This window comes from Noviherbaspirillum sp. FW303-A3 (assembly GCF_058788695.1).
The window spans coordinates 3,882,158-3,899,422 of the sequence record NZ_JBYTAZ010000001.1 but is presented as its reverse complement, the minus strand read 5'-3'; the positions used below and the strand labels follow the sequence as shown (position 1 = coordinate 3,899,422).

At 63.1% G+C, this 17,265-nt stretch carries 17 protein-coding genes and 1 tRNA gene; 11 read left to right on the top strand and 7 right to left on the bottom strand.

What is annotated here, in order from left to right:
- Positions 1–29 precede the first annotated feature (29 nt).
- From AC3WOY_RS18725 to trmB, 9 genes are all read left to right on the top strand, one after another.
- Positions 30–1,295 carry a glutamate-5-semialdehyde dehydrogenase gene (locus AC3WOY_RS18725; protein ID WP_492426455.1) on the top strand — a complete coding sequence of 422 codons (1,266 nt, stop codon included), beginning with the start codon at positions 30–32 and terminating at the stop codon, positions 1,293–1,295.
- 20 nt (positions 1,296–1,315) lie between these two features.
- Complete coding sequence (locus AC3WOY_RS18720) at positions 1,316–1,744, top strand: CopD family protein (protein ID WP_492426453.1); 429 nt, start codon at positions 1,316–1,318, stop codon at positions 1,742–1,744.
- Positions 1,745–1,764: 20 nt separating this feature from the next.
- A complete protein-coding gene (locus AC3WOY_RS18715; protein WP_492426450.1) occupies positions 1,765–2,367 on the top strand; it encodes a 2-hydroxychromene-2-carboxylate isomerase in 603 nt (200 codons plus the stop codon).
- 46 nt (positions 2,368–2,413) lie between these two features.
- Positions 2,414–3,619, top strand: coding sequence for a THUMP domain-containing class I SAM-dependent RNA methyltransferase (locus AC3WOY_RS18710; protein ID WP_492426448.1), 1,206 nt, complete (start codon positions 2,414–2,416; stop codon positions 3,617–3,619).
- A 27-nt stretch (positions 3,620–3,646) separates the two neighbouring features.
- Positions 3,647–4,339 (top strand): helix-turn-helix transcriptional regulator, encoded by a 693-nt coding sequence (locus AC3WOY_RS18705; protein WP_492426446.1) that lies wholly within the window; start codon positions 3,647–3,649, stop codon positions 4,337–4,339.
- A gap of 70 nt (positions 4,340–4,409) precedes the next feature.
- A complete protein-coding gene (locus AC3WOY_RS18700; RefSeq protein ID WP_492426444.1) occupies positions 4,410–5,885 on the top strand; it encodes an NAD-dependent succinate-semialdehyde dehydrogenase in 1,476 nt (491 codons plus the stop codon).
- A 126-nt stretch (positions 5,886–6,011) separates the two neighbouring features.
- A complete protein-coding gene (locus AC3WOY_RS18695; protein WP_492426442.1) occupies positions 6,012–7,190 on the top strand; it encodes a GGDEF domain-containing protein in 1,179 nt (392 codons plus the stop codon).
- Between the two features lie 67 nt (positions 7,191–7,257).
- A tRNA-Gly gene (locus AC3WOY_RS18690) sits at positions 7,258–7,331 on the top strand.
- Between the two features lie 100 nt (positions 7,332–7,431).
- Positions 7,432–8,112, top strand: a complete 681-nt coding sequence (gene trmB / locus AC3WOY_RS18685; protein WP_492429359.1) for a tRNA (guanosine(46)-N7)-methyltransferase TrmB — start codon at positions 7,432–7,434, stop codon at positions 8,110–8,112.
- A 3-nt stretch (positions 8,113–8,115) separates the two neighbouring features.
- Here trmB and recQ read toward each other — a convergent pair whose 3' ends face one another.
- The 7 genes from recQ to AC3WOY_RS18650 form a co-directional block, all read right to left on the bottom strand.
- Positions 8,116–9,939 carry a DNA helicase RecQ gene (gene recQ / locus AC3WOY_RS18680; RefSeq protein ID WP_492426440.1) on the bottom strand — a complete coding sequence of 608 codons (1,824 nt, stop codon included), beginning with the start codon at positions 9,937–9,939 and terminating at the stop codon, positions 8,116–8,118.
- Positions 9,940–9,948: 9 nt separating this feature from the next.
- Positions 9,949–10,779, bottom strand: a complete 831-nt coding sequence (locus AC3WOY_RS18675; protein ID WP_492426438.1) for an undecaprenyl-diphosphate phosphatase — start codon at positions 10,777–10,779, stop codon at positions 9,949–9,951.
- Positions 10,780–10,866: 87 nt separating this feature from the next.
- The gene (locus AC3WOY_RS18670; RefSeq protein ID WP_492426436.1) at positions 10,867–11,418 is read right to left on the bottom strand and encodes a DUF1439 domain-containing protein; all 552 of its coding nucleotides are present in this window, start codon (positions 11,416–11,418) and stop codon (positions 10,867–10,869) included.
- A gap of 10 nt (positions 11,419–11,428) precedes the next feature.
- On the bottom strand, positions 11,429–11,689 hold the full coding sequence (locus AC3WOY_RS18665; RefSeq protein WP_492426434.1) for a YkgJ family cysteine cluster protein: 261 nt from the start codon (positions 11,687–11,689) through the stop codon (positions 11,429–11,431).
- On the bottom strand, positions 11,682–12,914 hold the full coding sequence (locus AC3WOY_RS18660; RefSeq protein WP_492426432.1) for an ABC transporter permease: 1,233 nt from the start codon (positions 12,912–12,914) through the stop codon (positions 11,682–11,684). The genes AC3WOY_RS18665 and AC3WOY_RS18660 overlap by 8 nt, the downstream gene beginning before the upstream one ends.
- Positions 12,911–13,645: an ABC transporter ATP-binding protein gene (locus AC3WOY_RS18655; protein ID WP_492426430.1), complete on the bottom strand. Its 735-nt coding sequence runs from the start codon at positions 13,643–13,645 to the stop codon at positions 12,911–12,913. The genes AC3WOY_RS18660 and AC3WOY_RS18655 overlap by 4 nt, the downstream gene beginning before the upstream one ends.
- A complete protein-coding gene (locus AC3WOY_RS18650; protein WP_492426428.1) occupies positions 13,645–15,216 on the bottom strand; it encodes a hypothetical protein in 1,572 nt (523 codons plus the stop codon). Before AC3WOY_RS18650 ends, AC3WOY_RS18655 begins: the two co-directional genes overlap by 1 nt.
- Positions 15,217–15,416: 200 nt before the next feature.
- Here AC3WOY_RS18650 and AC3WOY_RS18645 point away from each other — a divergent pair, with 200 nt between their 5' ends.
- Positions 15,417–16,055: a TetR/AcrR family transcriptional regulator gene (locus AC3WOY_RS18645; protein WP_492426426.1), complete on the top strand. Its 639-nt coding sequence runs from the start codon at positions 15,417–15,419 to the stop codon at positions 16,053–16,055.
- A gap of 11 nt (positions 16,056–16,066) precedes the next feature.
- Positions 16,067–17,221 (top strand): efflux RND transporter periplasmic adaptor subunit, encoded by a 1,155-nt coding sequence (locus AC3WOY_RS18640; protein WP_492426424.1) that lies wholly within the window; start codon positions 16,067–16,069, stop codon positions 17,219–17,221.
- The last annotated feature ends 44 nt before the right edge of the window (positions 17,222–17,265 follow it).

The window sequence follows — 17,265 nt, the reverse complement described above, 5'->3', positions numbered from 1 at the left end:
ATTTTGCAATATCGAAGCAGAGTCACGACATGGACATCAAGACTTACATGAACGACGTCGGCCAGCGCGCACGCAAGGCATCGCGTGCCATGGCCAAGGCCGATACCAGCGCCAAGAACAAGGCGCTGTCGCTGATTGCCGCCGCCATCCGCCGCAATGCGGATGCCCTGCGCGCCGCGAACCGCAAGGATCTGGACGCCGCGCGCGCCAATGGCCTGGCCGAGGCAATGATCGACCGCCTGACGCTGTCCGACAAGGCAATTGCCACCATGGCCGAAGGCCTGGAGCAGATCGTCTCGCTGCCCGACCCGATCGGCGAAATCTCCAACATGAAATACCGCCCGACCGGCATCCAGGTCGGCCAGATGCGCGTGCCGCTGGGCGTCATCGGCATCATTTATGAAGCCCGTCCGAACGTGACCGTCGATGCCGCAGGCCTGTGCATCAAGAGCGGCAACGCAACTATCCTGCGCGGCGGTTCGGAAGCCATCCACTGCAACCAGGCCCTGGCGAAGCTGGTCAAGGAAGGCCTTGCCGGCGCCGGCCTGCCGTCCGACGCAGTGCAGATCGTCGAGACCACCGACCGCGCCGCCGTCGGCGAACTCATCACCATGCCGCAGTACGTGGACGTGATCGTCCCGCGCGGCGGCAAGGGCCTGATCGAGCGCCTGATGAAGGAATCGAAAGTGCCGATGATCAAGCACCTCGACGGCATCTGCCATGTCTACATCGACGACAAGGCCGACGTCGAGAAGGCGCTGAAGGTCGCCTTCAATGCCAAGTGCCATCGCTACGGCACCTGCAACACGATGGAAACCCTGCTCGTCGCGCGCAGCATTGCGCCCCAGGTGCTGCCGAAACTTGCAGAACTGTACGGCACCAAGGACGTCGAACTGCGCGCCGATGACGAAGCGCGCAAGATCCTGTCCGGCTACCCGCACCTGGCCACGGCCACCGAAGAAGACTGGCGCACCGAATACCTCGCCGCGATCCTTGCCGTGAAGATCGTCGGCGACATGGGCGAGGCGATCGAGCACATCAACACCTACTCCTCGCAGCACACCGACGCCATCATCACCGAAGACTACACCCGCGCGATGCGCTTCCTGCGCGAGGTGGATTCCGCTTCGGTCATGGTCAACGCGTCGACACGCTTCGCGGACGGTTTCGAATACGGCCTCGGCGCCGAGATCGGCATTTCGAACGACAAGCTGCATGCGCGCGGCCCGGTCGGCCTCGAAGGACTCACCTCGCTGAAGTACGTGGTATTCGGCCACGGCGAAGTTCGCGAATAACAACAACACACAGGATTTCCATGGGCTACCTCTGGGTCAAAGCACTGCACATTTTCTTCGTCGCCTCCTGGTTCGCCGGACTGTTCTACCTGCCGCGCATCTACGTCAACCTGGCGATGGAAACGGACAAGGCCGCGACCGCGCGCCTCCTGACGATGGCACGCAAGCTGTACCGTTTCATGACTATCCTCGCCATCCCGGCGCTGGTGCTCGGCCTCTGGCTGTGGCTGGGCTTCGGCGTCGGCAAGGGGCCGGGCAACGGCTGGATGCATGCGAAGCTGGCGATCGTCGTGTTCCTGATGTTCTATCACCATGGTTGCGGCGTGCTGCTGCGCAAGTTCGAGAACGGCGCCAACACGCACAGCCACAAGTGGTATCGCTGGTTCAACGAGGCGCCGACGCTCGGCCTGCTGGGCGCGGTCGTGCTGGTCGTCCTGAAACCATTCTGATTTCCCGCCTGGAGGCAGCCATGACCAAGGTATGCGAATACTTCTTTACGCCGATCTCGCCCTGGACCTATTTCGGTCACGAGCGCCTGGTCGCAATGGCGAAGAAACATGGCGTGCAGGTCGAGGTGAAGCCCTGCGATATCGGCAAGGTGTTCAATGTCTCGGGTGGATTGCCGCTGGCGAAGCGTCCGCCGCAGCGCCAAGCTTACCGGCTGGTCGAGCTCAAGCGCTGGAGCGAGCACCTGCAGATGCCGCTCAACCTGCATCCGAAATTTTTCCCGGTGCCGCCCGATGCGGCGGCAAAGCTGATCATTGCCACCCGCCTGGCGCATGGCACCGATGCCGCACTCAGCATCTCTGGCGCCATCATGCGCGCACTTTGGGCGGAAGAACGGAATATCAGCGATGCCGACACGCTCATTGCCATCGCGCTCGAATGCGGGCACGACGGCAAGGCGCTGTTGAAATCGTCGGAAACTGCCAGCGTACAGGGCGAATTCGACCGTTACACCGACGAGGCGATCGCCAAGAATGTATTCGGTTCGCCTTGGTATATCGTCGACGGCGAAGGGTTCTGGGGCCAGGACCGGCTGGATTTCGTCGAGCGCGCTTTCGCCAAATAACACGACTCCGGCATTGGCCGGATAATTTACGGATAAAGGGTTCCCCATGTCACATTCATTTTTCTGCCCCTGCCCGCGCGGCCTCGAAGCTGCCCTCGCGGATGAGCTCAACGAAATCGCCCGCCAGAGCAAGACGCTGAAAGTGCACAACCAGGTGCCAGGCGGCGTGCACTGCTCGGGCGCGCTGGCCGACAGCTATCGCATCAACCTGCATTCCCGCATCGCCTCGCGCGTGCTGATGCGCATTGCGCACGGCAAGTACGTGAACGAAAACGACATCTACGACCTGACGCTGGCGGCCCCCTGGGAGGAATGGTTCGATGTCGACCACACGATCCGCGTCGACCTCACCGCCATCAAGTCCCCGCTCAAGAGCCTGGAATTCACGACGCTGAAGATCAAGGACGCCGTGTGCGACCGCTTCCGCGACCTGTACTCGAAGCGCCCGTCGGTCGACACGCGCACCCCGGACATGCGCATCGTCGGCTTTCTCGATGCGCACACCTATACGGTGTACCTCGACACTTCGGGCGAAGCGCTGTTCAAGCGCGGATGGCGCCAGGAGACCGGCGATGCACCGCTGCGCGAGAATCTTGCCGCCGGACTGCTGCGCGTGTCGGGCTGGCAGCCGGGCACGGTCCTGTTCGATCCGATGTGCGGTTCGGGCACGATCCTGATCGAGGCGGCGCAGATCCTCGCCGGCATTCCGCCGGGTGCGCGCCGCAGCTTTGCCTTTGAAAAATTCCTCGATTTCAATGCCGACGAATGGTTCGCGATCAAGGGCAGCTTCAAGCCGAATCCCCTACCCACGACGCCGACGCTGTTCGGCAGCGACATTTCGGGCGACATGATCGTCATGACGCGCAACAACCTGCGCAATGCCGGCATCCAGTTCGAGGTCCCGCTCAAGCAGATCGAGGCGCAGGAAGTGAAGCCCCCGAGCGATGAAGCGGGCATCGTCCTGACCAACCCGCCCTATGGCGAGCGCATCGGCGTGCGCGGCGACAAATCGCAAGCGCCGGATGAACTGGCCGCTGCTTTCTACAGCGCATTCAGCACCACGCTCAAGCAGCGCTTCCCGGGCTGGAAAGTCTTCCTGTTCACGGCAGACCTCGGGCTGCCAAAGATGCTGCGCCTGAAAGAATCGCGCAAGACGCCGTTCTTCAACGGCGCGCTGGAATGCCGGCTGTTCCGCTTCGACATGGTCGCGGGCTTCAACCGCCGCGAGGAAGCCAAGCCGAAGCAGGTCTGAGCGCGAAGCACGGGGAGTGAACACCTGATGCGCCGCGCCGACCGTCTCTTCCAGATCGCCCAATACCTGCGCGGCCGGCGCCTGACCACAGCGAAGCAGCTCGCCGACTGGCTTTCCGTCTCGGAACGCACGATCTACCGTGACGTCCGCGACCTGTCGATTTCCGGTGTGCCGGTGGAAGGCGAAGCCGGCATCGGCTACCGCATCAAGGCAGGCTTCGACCTGCAGCCGCTGATGTTTTCCCCGGATGAAATCGATGCCCTCGTCACCGGCATCCGCATGGTGCAGGCATGGGGCGGGCCGCAGCTCGGCGCGTCGGGCGCGGCGGCGCTGGCGAAAATCACGCTGGCCTTGCCCCGGGAGAAGCGCGACTTCGTCGAAGCCACGCCGCTGTTCGCTCCCGCCTTCCATGTCGATCCCCTGCACGGGCGCAGGCTGGAAGCGATCCGCCAAGCGATCAACCACCGGCGCAAGCTGCACATGGATTATGTCGATGCGCAGGAGCAGGCAACCCGCCGCATCGCATGGCCGCTGGCCCTGTATTTCTGGGGCGGCATCTGGCTGGTCGCCGCGTGGTGCGAGCTGCGCGAGGATTTCCGGACCTTCCGCCTCGACCGCATCCGGGAACTCGTTGCAGGGGACGGCTACCCGAGCCAGGAAGGCCGCCGCCTGCCGGATTTCGTGCGCGCCATGCAGCAACAGAACGGTCGTTCGCAATAGTCCGGCAGAAGCGTATCGATTGCGCTATTCTTGACGTTTTCCCACTTCGCACAAAGACGAGGAGAACGTCATGCCGCAGAACCAAGGGTTTCCCGCACTGAACGATGCCGCCCTGCTCCGGAGCCAGGCTTACCTGAACGGCGCATGGGTCGATTCCGCGTCCACCTTCGCCGTGACCAACCCTGCTGACGGGGCAACGATCTGCAGCGTCCCGAACCTGGGTGCGGACGATGCACGCAAGGCGATCGAAGCAGCGCAGGCCGCCTTCCCGGCATGGTCCGGCAAGACCGCGAAGGAACGCGCGGCCGTCATGCGCAAGTGGTACGACCTTCTGCTCCAGCACGCCAACGATCTCGCCGCACTGATGACGGCAGAACAGGGCAAGCCGGTGCCGGAAGCCAAGGGCGAAGTGCTCTATGGCGCCAGCTTCGTGGAATGGTTCGCCGAGGAAGCCAAGCGCGTCAGCGGCGATGTGCTGGCATCGACCTGGACCGACAAGCGCATGGTCGTGCTCAAGCAGCCGATCGGCGTCTGCGCGGCGATCACGCCATGGAATTTCCCCATCGCGATGATCACCCGCAAGGTTGCGCCCGCCATTGCCGCCGGCTGCACCATCGTCATCAAGCCGGCGGAACAGACGCCGCTCTCCGCGCTCGCCATGGCCGAGCTGGCACACCGCGCCGGCATGCCGCCGGGTGTCATGAACATCGTCACCGCCGATGCGGAACGTTCGATCGAAGTCGGCAAGGTGCTCTGCGAAAGCCCGGTCGTGCGCCACCTGTCGTTCACCGGCTCGACGCCGGTCGGCCGCATCCTGATGCAGCAATGCGCACCCACCGTCAAGAAAATCGGGCTGGAACTGGGCGGGCATGCGCCCTTCATCGTGTTCGAGGATGCCGACATCGATGCAGCCGTCGAAGGCGCGCTCGCATCGAAGTACCGCAACGCCGGCCAGACCTGTGTCTGCACCAACCGCATTTACGTGCATGAATCCGTGCATGATGAATTCGTGGAAAAGCTTGCCGCGGGCGCGGCGAAGATCAAGGTCGGCAACGGCTTCGAGGCCGGCGTGGCGCAGGGCCCGCTGATCGACGGGCAGGCGGTCGCGAAGGTGCAGGAACATGTTTCCGACGCCGTCGCCAAGGGCGCGAAACTGCTCACCGGCGGCAAGCTGCATGCCCTGGGCGGACAGTTCTACGAACCGACGGTGCTGTCGAACGTCACCGCCGACATGCTGGTGATGCGCGAGGAAACCTTCGGTCCGGTGGCGGCGGTGACCAAGTTCAAGACCGAGGATGAAGCGGTCTTCGCGGCAAACAATACCGAGTTCGGCCTCGCCAGCTACTTCTATTCCCGCGACATCGGCCGCGTCTGGCGCGTCGCCGAGAAGCTGGAATACGGCATGGTCGGCATCAACACCGGCATCATTTCCAACGAAGTCGGCCCCTTCGGCGGCGTCAAGCAGTCCGGTCTCGGCCGTGAAGGATCGAAGTACGGCATCGACGAATACCTCGAAATCAAGTATCTCTGCATGGGCGGCATCTAACCGTCTGTCTCCTGTCTGCCGCCGCACACCCTGCGGCGGCAATTCCCTCCGCCCCCATCCATTTAATTTCCCAATGGCAAGCCCTTGGGGATATTGCTATATTTTTGGTTCCAGGGGGAATTCACTGTGTCTGAACTCGATCCGCGTTCGCTGATTTTTGTTTCCGGCTTGCTCGGACTTCTCTGCCTTTCCATCCTGTTCATGATGCGTCGCAGTTTCCCCCCGACCATTGGCGGACTCGTGTACTGGAGCCGGGGCCTGTTCGGGATGGTGCTCGCCAGCGCGCTGTTCGGCCTGACCGGCGTCATTTCCGATTTCTTTTGCGTCATCCTTGCCAACGCGATGCTGGTGGCGGGGATCATGTCCTTCTACGCCGGCTTCCGGCACTTTGCCGGCCTGCCGATCCATACCCGTCGGATGGCAGTCGTCCTTGCGTTCCTGACCGGCTATGTCGCCTGGTTCACCTACGTCGACAACAGCTATCCCACGCGAGCGATCGCGGTAACGCTGACCAATACCGTGCTGTTCTATTCCTGCGCGCTTGTGGTGGCGCAAACTACCGGGGGCACGATCGCCGGTCGTTTCACCAGCCTGGTGTTCGCGGCAATTGGCACCATTTCGCTGACCCGGGCGTGCATGCTGGCGTTCGATTTCGATACCCCCGTGAACGTGCTCGGGGCCACATTTACCCAGAAGGCCTACCTTGCCGCACTGGCCTTTTCCGTCCTCGCCATCACGCTCGGCGCCATGATGCTGGCCAACGAGCGGCTGCGCGCAGCGCTTGAATTCATCGCCTCGCACGACCAGCTCACCGACGCCTTCGCGCGGACGGCCTTCATCGAATTGCTGGACAAGGAAGTGGCACGCAGCCATCGCAGCGGCCGGCCGATCGCGCTGCTGATGTTCGACCTGGACAGTTTCAAGTCGATCAACGACCGCTTCGGCCATGTCGCCGGCGACAAGGTCATCATCGACTTCGTGCAGAGGACGCGCGAGATGCTGCGCAATATCGACTCCATCGGCCGGTATGGCGGCGAGGAATTTGTCGCGCTGCTGCCCGAAACGAGCCTGAGCGAAGCGTGCGCCATCGCGGACCGGGTGTGCACTGGCATTGCCGCCAAGATGACGCCGGACCTGCCTTCTTACACGGTCAGCGTGGGCGTGGCTGCCGCGATCAATGGCAGCGCGGAAGCTGCGACGCTCCTGTCGCGTGCCGATGAAGCGCTGTACCGTGCAAAAGCAAACGGCCGCAACCGTGTGGAAGTCGCGAACGACGAGGCAAAACAGCTTGCCATGCAGGCATGACATGCCCCGCGCAGAATCGCCAGTCGTTTGCAAACCACGCCCAAACCCGCGTAAAATGCGGCTTTCCGCGGGTGTAGCTCAATGGTAGAGCAGAAGCTTCCCAAGCTTACGACGAGGGTTCGATTCCCTTCACCCGCTCCAGGTCAATCGGGCACCGGTCGGTGCCTTTTTTATTGGCTTGCAGCCATTTCATCCGGAAACCAGCATGTCCCACACCCACGACGACGGCAGCAACAAGCAGATGCTCTATGACCCGACGGAACGCCGCATCCGCAGTTTCGTGACGCGCGCGGGACGGCTGTCGACGGCGCAGGCGAAGGCGATCGAGACGCTGGGACCGAAGTTCTGCATTCCATACGAAAAAGCGCCGTACGATTTCAGCCAGGCATTCGGCCGTACTGCACCGACCATCCTGGAAATCGGTTTCGGCATGGGCGACACCACCGCGAAGATCGCGGCCGGGATGCCGGAGAAGGATTTCATCGGCGTCGAAGTGCATACGCCGGGTGTGGGCAGCCTGCTCAAACTGATCGGCGAGCAGCAGTTGTCCAACCTGCGCATCCTCCAGCACGATGCTTTCGAAGTCGTGACCCACATGATCAAACCGGACTCGCTTGCCGGCGTGCATGTGTTTTTCCCCGATCCCTGGCACAAGGCGCGCCACAACAAGCGCCGCCTGATCCAGCCGGTGTTCGTGCAGCTGCTCGTGTCGCGCCTGGCGCCGGGCGGCTATATCCATTGCGCGACGGACTGGGAGGATTATGCGGAGCAGATGCTGCAGGTGCTCGGCGACGAGCCGGCATTGAAGAATACGGCGGAAGGCTACGCGCCCCGCCCCGACTACCGCCCGGTGACAAAGTTCGAGAACCGCGGCCTGAAGCTGGGCCACGGGGTGTGGGACCTCGTGTTCGTCAAGCGTTAAGCCTCAGGCGAATTCAGCAATGAGCGCGACGATTTCTTCGCCGTAGCTTTCCAGCTTCTTCTCGCCTACACCGGACACATTCCGCAATTCGTCCAGCGAGGACGGCTTCGACTTTGCGATTTCGCGCATGGTCGCGTCGTGGAAGATCACGTAGGCCGGCACGTTGTGCTTGCGCGCGGTTTCAACGCGCCACCAGCGCAGCTTCTCGAAGATCTCCTGTTCGGCCTGCGACAGGTCGCTCTCCACGTAGCCCTTCGGCTTGGCAGACTCTCGCTTTTTCTTCGCAGGCTTCTGGTACTGACGCAGTTGCACGGTGCGCTCGCCCTTGAGGACGGGCCGCGCTTCGGCTGTCAGTTTCAGGGATCCGTAGGCGTCATGGTCGACGACGACCAGGCCGAGCGCGATCGCCTGGCGCAGGATGGCGCGCCATTCCGCCTCGCTGGTGTCGCTGCCAATGCCGAAGGTGGACAGCTTGTCATGCCGCCACTGCTTCACCTTGTCCGAATCCATACCGCGCAGGACGTCAATTACATGGCCGGCGCCGAATCGCTGGTCGACGCGGTAGATGGAGGACAGGAGTTTCTGCATCTGTACCGAACCGTCATAGGACACCGGCGGCGTCAGGCAGATATCGCAATTGCCGCAGGGAGCGGACGGCTGTCCGAAATAATCCAGCAGGCGCACGCGGCGGCAGTTCAGTGTCTCGCACAGGCCCAGCATCGCATCCAGCTTGGCGGACTGCACGCGCTTGAAATTCTCGTCGGCTTCCGACTCGTCGATCATGCGGCGCTGCTGCACCACATCCTGCAAGCCGTAAGCCATCCAGGCGTCGGCCGGCGCGCCGTCGCGCCCCGCGCGGCCGGTCTCCTGGTAATAACCCTCGATGCTCTTTGGCAGGTCGAGATGGCAGACGAAGCGCACGTCGGGCTTGTCGATCCCCATGCCGAAAGCGATGGTCGCCACCATCACGATGCCGTCCTCGCGCAGGAAGCGCGCCTGGTTGGCGGCGCGCGTCGCGTGGTCCATGCCGGCGTGATAGGCCAATGCGGTAATGCCGTGCTCGTTCAGGAAATCCGCGGTTTCCTCCACCTTCTTGCGCGACAGGCAATAGACGATGCCGGCGTCGCCCGGGTGCTCTTCCTTGATGAAATCGAGCACCTGCTTGCGGCCGTTGGATTTCTCGACGATCTGGTAGCGGATGTTGGGCCGGTCGAAGGAGGACACGAACTGCATCGCGTCGTCGAGCTGCAGGCGGTGCGCGATTTCGGCGCGCGTCTGCGGGTCGGCGGTCGCGGTCAGCGCGATGCGCGGCACCTGCGGGAAGCGCTCATGCAGGACCGACAGCTTGATGTATTCCGGACGGAAGTCATGCCCCCATTGCGACACGCAATGGGCTTCGTCGATGGCGAACAGGGCGATCTTCGACGACTCCAGCAGCTCGAGGCAGCGCGGCGTCATCAAGCGTTCCGGCGCGACATAGACCAGGTCCAGTTCGCCCTTGCGCACCGCTTTTTCGGTGCGGATCGTCTCTTCGAAAGACTGGGTGGAATTGAGGAAGGCCGCGCGCACGCCGACTTCGGCGAGTGCGTCGACCTGGTCCTGCATCAGTGCGATCAGGGGCGAGATCACTACGCCCACCCCTTCGCGGATCAGCGACGGAATCTGATAGCACAGGGATTTGCCGCCGCCCGTCGGCATCAGCACCAGTGCGTCGCCACCCTGGGCGACATGGTTCACGATGTCGGCCTGGTGGCCGCGGAACGACGGATAGCCGAAGACCGTCTGCAGGACATGCAGTGCGGCATTGTTGTCAAATTGATCACGCATCCGCGTATTTTAATGCACCCACTCCACGAGTCCAGCATAGGCTGTTGCGAGCACGACGATGCCGAACACGATGCGGTACCAGGCAAAGATCGCGAAGTCGTGCGAGCTGATGTAACGCAGCAGCCAGCGCACGCACAGGAAGGCGGAGATGAACGACGCCACCGCGCCGACGCTGAACCAGGGCAAGTCCGCGGCGGACAGCAGTTCGCGCTGTTTGTACACCGAGTAGATGGTTGCGCCGAATAACGTCGGGATCGCGAGGAAGAAGGAGAACTCGGTCGCTGCCTTGCGCGACAAGCCGAACAGCATGCCGCCGATAATCGTCGCGCCGGAGCGGCTGGTGCCCGGGATCAGGGCAAAGGCCTGGGCGAAGCCGACCTTCAGCGCATCGAGCGCAGTCATATCGTCAACGGATTCCACACGTGCTTTCGGCGCATTCTTGTTACGGCGCTCAACCCACAGGATCACGATGCCGCCGATGATGAACGCCAGCGCGACCGGCACCGGTGCAAACAGCTTGGCGGTGATTGCCTTGTTGAACAGGAAGCCAAGTGTGGCCGCCGGGATGAAAGCGATGATGACGTTAGTCGCGAAACGCTGCGCCTTGGCGTCGCTGAACAATCCTGTCAGGACGCTGGCAATCCGTACGCGATATTCCCAGCACACGGCGAGCATGGCGCCGGCCTGGATGGCGATTTCGAACACCTTCACCTTTTCGCCGGTGAAATCCAGCAGGCTGGCGGTGAGGATCAGGTGACCGGTAGACGATATGGGCAGGAATTCGGTCAAGCCTTCGACGATTCCCATGATGAGCGCCTTGAGCGCGAGCGTGACATCCATGAAATGCTTTTTCGGTACGGTTATTCAATCAACAAAAAACCCGCGGCGGCGCGGGTTTCGGGCGCTGCGGGCAGCGTGGCCGGCAAGCTAGCGAACAGGCTCAAAGGTTACCACGAGACCGTTGCTCCGCGTTGTGATTCGGGTCGGATTGAAGGCCGTTCCGCTCATGCGGAGATCCTCGGGGCGGAAGGTGTACAAAGGGATATCCTTCAGTATCTGTTCGGCCAACAGGCTGCCGACGCGGGTGATCTGGTTGGCGTACAGCGGATCGAGCCCGTTGACGATGAAGTTTTCGACACGCGGTTCGGCCAGCACCAGCGCATTGCGCGCCGGGTCGAAGCGCAACTGGCCGGACACGGCAAGGTTGCCATTCCATGCACGGTTCATGAAGGGCGGCGCGATGGACGCATCCATGCTGGTCAGGATGCGGTTGGCCTCCGGCTGCAAGGCCACGCGCGGGTTGGTCACGCGGATGTCGAGCAGTTCGAGGAAGCGGTTGTTGAAAGGGAAGCGGCCCGCGATCGCTTCCTGCAGCTTCGCCAGCGGGATTTCGACATCGCGCGGTCCGAGCAGCGTGGCGCATGAGGCCAGGAACAAGGCCGCCAGCACGGCGGCGAATGCAGCAAACCGTCGTTTCATTGCATCTCCCTCAGGACGTCAATTCATCGAGGCGGGACAGGTAATGCATCGCGTACTCGCGTGTCTCGCCGCACATCTCCGTCGATGGCTGTAGACTCTCGCACACCGCGGGCCGGCCCGGTTTGCCGAAGATCATGCATTGGTTCAACGCGTTCAACTGAATGCAACGCACGCCTGCGGGCTTGCCATCCGGCATGCCGGGAATCGGGGACGAAATCGATGGGGCGATGCAGCACGCGCCGCATCCCGGCCGACATATTGTATTACTCATAGCGCAGCGCCTGGATCGGCAGCAGCGATGCCGCCTTGCGGGCCGGATAGAAGCCGAAGAAGATGCCGATGCCGGCAGAAAAGCCGACTGCCAGCACGATCGATTCCGGCGACATGCGCGTGGCCCAGCCGGTCAGTTCGCCGACCGCCCAGGAGCCGGTGATGCCGAGCACGATGCCGACGAAGCCGCCGATCAGCGAGAGCGTCATCGCTTCCACCAGGAATTGCGTCAGGATGTCCGAACCGCGTGCGCCGACCGCCATGCGCAGGCCGATCTCGCGCGTGCGTTCCGTCACCGACACCAGCATGATGTTCATGATGCCGATGCCGCCCACCAGCAGCGACACCGAGGCGACGGCCGCCAGCAGCAGCGTCATGATGCGCGACGATTCCTCCTGCGCCTGCAGCAGTTCGGTCAGGTTGCGCACGGTGAATGCATCGTCCTGCCCGGGTTGCGTGCGCTGGCGCTGGCGCAACAGTTCGCGGATCTTTTCCTCAGCGACCTGCATGCTCGCGCCTTCGCGCACCTTGACCTGAACGGTGCCGACGCGGCGCAGTTTGCCCTGCGTATTACCGAAGAGTCGGTTGCGCGCGGTGCTCAGGGGCAGCATGATGACGTCGTCCTGATCCTGCCCCATCATGCTCTGCCCTTTCCTGTCGAGCACGCCGATGATGGTGAACGGCACCTTGCGGATGCGGATGGTCTGGTCGATCGGATCGAGATCGCCGAACAATTGCTTGGCGGCAGTCTGGCCGATGATCGCCACCTTGGCGTTGCCCGTCAGTTCCGCCTGGTCGAACATGCGTCCCGACAGCAGCGGCCATTCGCGCGCCTCGAAGTAGTCGGGGTTGACGCCATAGATGCTCGTGGACCAGTTGGCGCCGCTGGCAACCACCTGCTCGGTACGACGGTTGGACGGTGCCGCCACCTGCACTTCGGGGATTTCACGCACGATGGCCGCGGCGTCGTCATCGGTCAGGCTCTGGTTGGCGCCCGCGCCGAGGCGCACGCCCGACTGCGTGGTCGAACCCGGCAGGATGATCATCAGGTTGGAACCGAGGTTCTTGATCTGCTCCTCGACGCGCTGCTGCGCGCCGGCGCCAACCGCGATCATGGTGATCACCGCCGCCACGCCGATGATGATGCCGAGCATGGTGAGAATGGAGCGCAGCTTGTTCACGCGCAGCGCGTTCAAGGCAATGCGCAGGGTCGCGAGCATGTTCATGCCGTCGCTCCGCTGTCGATGCGTGCGAGTTCGGCCTGCGCCTCGTTCGGCTGGTTCGGCGCGTCGGAGATCACGTGGCCGTCCCGGAAGGTGATGATGCGGGATGCGAAGGCCGCGACGTCATGTTCGTGCGTGACCATGACGATGGTCATGCCTTCCCTGTTGAGCTTCTGCAGCAGGGCCATGATTTCCACGCTGGTGCGCGAGTCGAGCGCGCCGGTCGGTTCGTCGGCCAGGATCAGCGAGGGATTGTTGACCAGCGCGCGGGCAATCGCGACGCGCTGCTGCTGGCCGCCCGAGAGCTGGGCGGGATGATGGTCGGTGCGGCCGCCGAGTCCGACTTCGGACAGGCGCTGCGATGCGCGCTGGTGGCGTTCCGCGGGAGGGACGCCGGCATACAGCAACGGCAGCTCGACATTGTCCAGCGCACTGGTGCGCGGCAGCAGGTTGAACTGCTGGAACACGAAGCCGATGCGCTTGTTGCGGATCGCGGCGAGCGCGTCGGCGTCGAGTTCGGACACCCGTTCGCCGGCGAGGAAGTATTCGCCGGACGACGGCCGGTCGAGGCAGCCGAGCAGGTTCATGAAGGTCGATTTGCCGGAGCCGGACGCGCCCATGATGGCGACGAATTCGCCCTCGCCGATGGACACCGACACGCCGCGCAGCGCGTGCACGACGTTGGAGCCCATCACGTACTCCTTGGCAAGGTTGACGGCTTCGATCAGTGCCATCAGAACAGCCTCGGTCCGGTGGGCTGCTGGCGCGGACGCGCGCTCTCCTGCTGCTGCGCCTGCACCGTGCCCGTGATGACGTCCATGCCTTCCTTGACGTCCTGCGAGATCACTTCCGTGGTCGTGCCGTCGGTCAGGCCGAGGCGCACTTCGATGGGCTTCGGCTGCTTCTTCTCGTCCAGCACGTAAATACGGCCGCGCGCGCCGCCGGTACGCCGGTCGCCGCTCTCGGCAATGATCTGTTCGTACTTCTTTTTCTGTTCGGGGTTCAGGATCTCCATGACCTGCGCACGCATGTCGCTGCGGTTGCGCTCGGCCATCTTCTGGCGGTCGCCTTCCGGCGCATCGCGCAGGGCCATGAACTTCTCGCGGGAAGCGGCGAAGATCGCGTCGAGTTTTGTCTTCTGGCTGTCGTCGAGCTGCAGTTCCTTTTCCAGGCGCTCGCGCAGGGCCTTCATCTGCCCGCCGGGCTGGCCGTTGGCCGGGGCTTCCGGCTGTGCGGCAGCAGGACGGTCATTGGCCGCCCCCACCGGGCGGAACCGCAATGCGGCGTTGACGATCTTCAGCACATCGTTGCGCATGTCGGTCACGATGCGAACGTTGGCAGTCATGCCGGGCAGGAGTTCGCGGGAAGGATTTGAAGCAGTGATGACCACGGTATAGGTAACGACGTTGGATACGTTCTGCGCGGCCTTGCGGATCTGCTTGACCGTGCCTTCATAGCTGCGGCCCGGGAAGGCATCCACGGTGAACGTGGATTTCTGGCCGATGCGGATGCGGCCGATTTCCGATTCGTCGATGGACGCATCGACTTGCATGTCAGTCAGATTTTCCGCTATCACGAAAAGTTCCGGCGCCTGCAGGCTGGCGGCGACGGTCTGGCCGCGCTCGACGCTGCGCTTGATCACGACGCCGTTGACCGGCGCGCGGATCTCGGTGCGGCCGAGGTCGATCTTGGCCTGCGCCAGCGCGGCCTTGCGCTGTTTCACAACGGCTTCGGCGTTGCGCAGCCCTGCCGCCGCGACACTGGCTTGCGCGCGGGCAGTGTTGACCTGCTCGGTCGCCGAATTGAAGGTCGCCTGCGCCTTGTCGCGCTCCGCGCCGGAAATGAATCCCTTGTCCACCAGTTGCTGCTTGCGATCGAAGTCGCGCTTGGCTTCGGCGAGATCCACCTCTGCCTTGGACTGCGCCGCGCGGGCCGCCGCGATGTTGGCCTGCTGCGTCATCACCTGCGCGCGGGCGGCGTCAACATCGGCCTGCGCCTGCTGCACGCGGGTTTCGAAAGTCTGGGGATCGATGTGGGCAATCAGCTGGCCCTGTTTCACTTCGCTGTTGAAATCGACCAGCACGTCGCGCAACTGGCCGGACACTTGCGACCCGACCTGGACCTGCACGACCGGGCTGAGCGTGCCGGAGGCCGAAACACTAGCAGTGATCGCGCCCTTTTCCACCCTGGCGGTCTTGTATTCCGGTCCGTTGTTCTTTTGCTGCCAGCTCCAGATTCCCAGGCCGCCTGCAACAAGGACGGCAACGACGGCGAGCCAAGCCCACCACTTTCTTGACAAATTCATAAAACGGAGTGAGGTGATTCTGCGATTGATCGAGGATGTTCGGGATTCTACCGGCTATCGGAGGCCGCTTTTTGTCGTTATGTAACAGCGCCTGTCGCTATTGCCCGGGTTGTATGTAAATGCGACTGCGCTTGACGGTGCCCCGCTGCGCGCTTATATTACTGACTCGTAAGTAAGTTACTTTGTTCCACTCGTCCACCATGAATTGTCCCCTGAAAAAACGCTGGGAGCGGCGCAAGGATGCGCGCCCCCAGGAACTGCTTGCTGCCGCGCTCGACCTGTTTGTCGAAAAGGGCTTTGCGGCCACGCGCCTTGACGATGTAGCGGCGCGGGCGGGGGTTTCCAAGGGCACACTCTACCTGTATTTCACCAACAAGGAAGAGCTGTTCAAGGCCGTCGTGCGCGAGAACGTGGTGCCCGTGCTGGGCGAGGCCGAAGGCATCCTCGACGCGTTCGAAGGAAGCACCATCGACCTGTTCAGGGAGCTGATCCTCGGCTGGTGGGAGCGCATCGGCGCGACCAAGCTGTCGGGCATCACCAAGCTGATGATGGCGGAGTCGAGCAACTTCCCGGAAGTCGCGCAGTTCTACCATGACGAAGTGATCAAGCGCGCCGACGCGATGATAGGACGCATGCTCCAGCGCGGCGTGGAGCGCGGCGAATTCCGTGAAGTCGATATCGAACACGCCACCCAGATCATCTGCTCCCCCATGATCATGCTGATGATGTGGAAACACTCCTTCAGTTCCTGCCGCACGGAAGAGATGTCCCCGGAAGCCTACCTGAATACCTTCGTCGACCTGTTCCTCAACGGCATGCTCGCCAAACCCACACGCTGACCGGACCTCCCATGTTCAAACGCCGCGCCTTCTGGATCACCCTCGCCGTCCTGCTGCTTGCCGCCGGTGTAGCGGGCGCCATGCTGAAGAAGCAGGGGCCGAACAAGGCTGCGACCATCCAGAGCGCCGCACAGGAACCGGCGGTGATGGAATTCCTGCCGACCGACCTCATGCTCGTCAAGACGAGCGAGCTGCGCCAGTTGATGCCGCTGACCGGATCGCTGCGCGCGGTCAACCAGGCCAGCGTCAAGGCCAGGGTTGCCGGCGAGGTGCGCGAAGTGCTGGTACGCGAGGGTGAAGCGGTCAAGGCGGGACAGGTGGTCATCAAGATGGACACCAGCGATTACCAGGCGCGCGTGGAGCAGGCCACGGGTGCGCTGCAGGCCGCGCGCGGCCAGCTGGAAATTGCGACCAAGACGCGCGACAACAACAAGGCGCTGCTCGACAAGGGATTCATTTCCAAGACGGCCTTCGACAACGCCGAGAGCCAGTACAACATCGCGCAGGCAAACGTGGAATCGGCGCGTGCCGCCCTCGACGTCGCCCGGAAGGCACTGGCCGACACCGTGGTGAAGGCGCCCATCTCCGGCCAGGTCAGCATGCGCATGGTGCAGCCGGGCGAAAAGGTCGCGGTGGACAACCGCCTGCTGGACATAGTCGACCTCGGCCAGATGGAACTCGAAGCCGCCGTGCCGGCCGTCGATATCAGCCATGTCTCCCTCGGACAGGAAGTCCAGGTCAAGGTCGAAGGCATGCCGAAGGCGCTGACCGGCAAGGTCGTGCGCATCAATCCGGCGACGCAGGCCGGATCGCGCTCCATCATGGTGTACATCCAGGTCGAGAACCCGCAGGGCGCGCTGCGCGTGGGCATGTTTGGCGAAGCACAGCTCACGACGGCGAGGAAGTCCGGCGTGCTGACCGTGCCGCAGGCAGCGGTGCATAGCGATGCCGGCCGCCAGTATGTCTATGCGATCGAGGACGGAAAGCTGGCGCGCAAGCCGGTGAGCGTCGGCATTCAGGGGGACGATGGCGCAGGAAGCGCCGTGGAAATCGTCCAGGGACTGGACAGCGGCGCGCAGATCGTCAAGGCGAACCTCGGCGCACTGCGCATCGGCACACCGGTCAGGATCACGCAGGTCAACGGCGCCGGCGCATCGGCCCAGTAACGGCAATACCACCAGCACAAGCGCCCATGCGCTGAGGAATAACA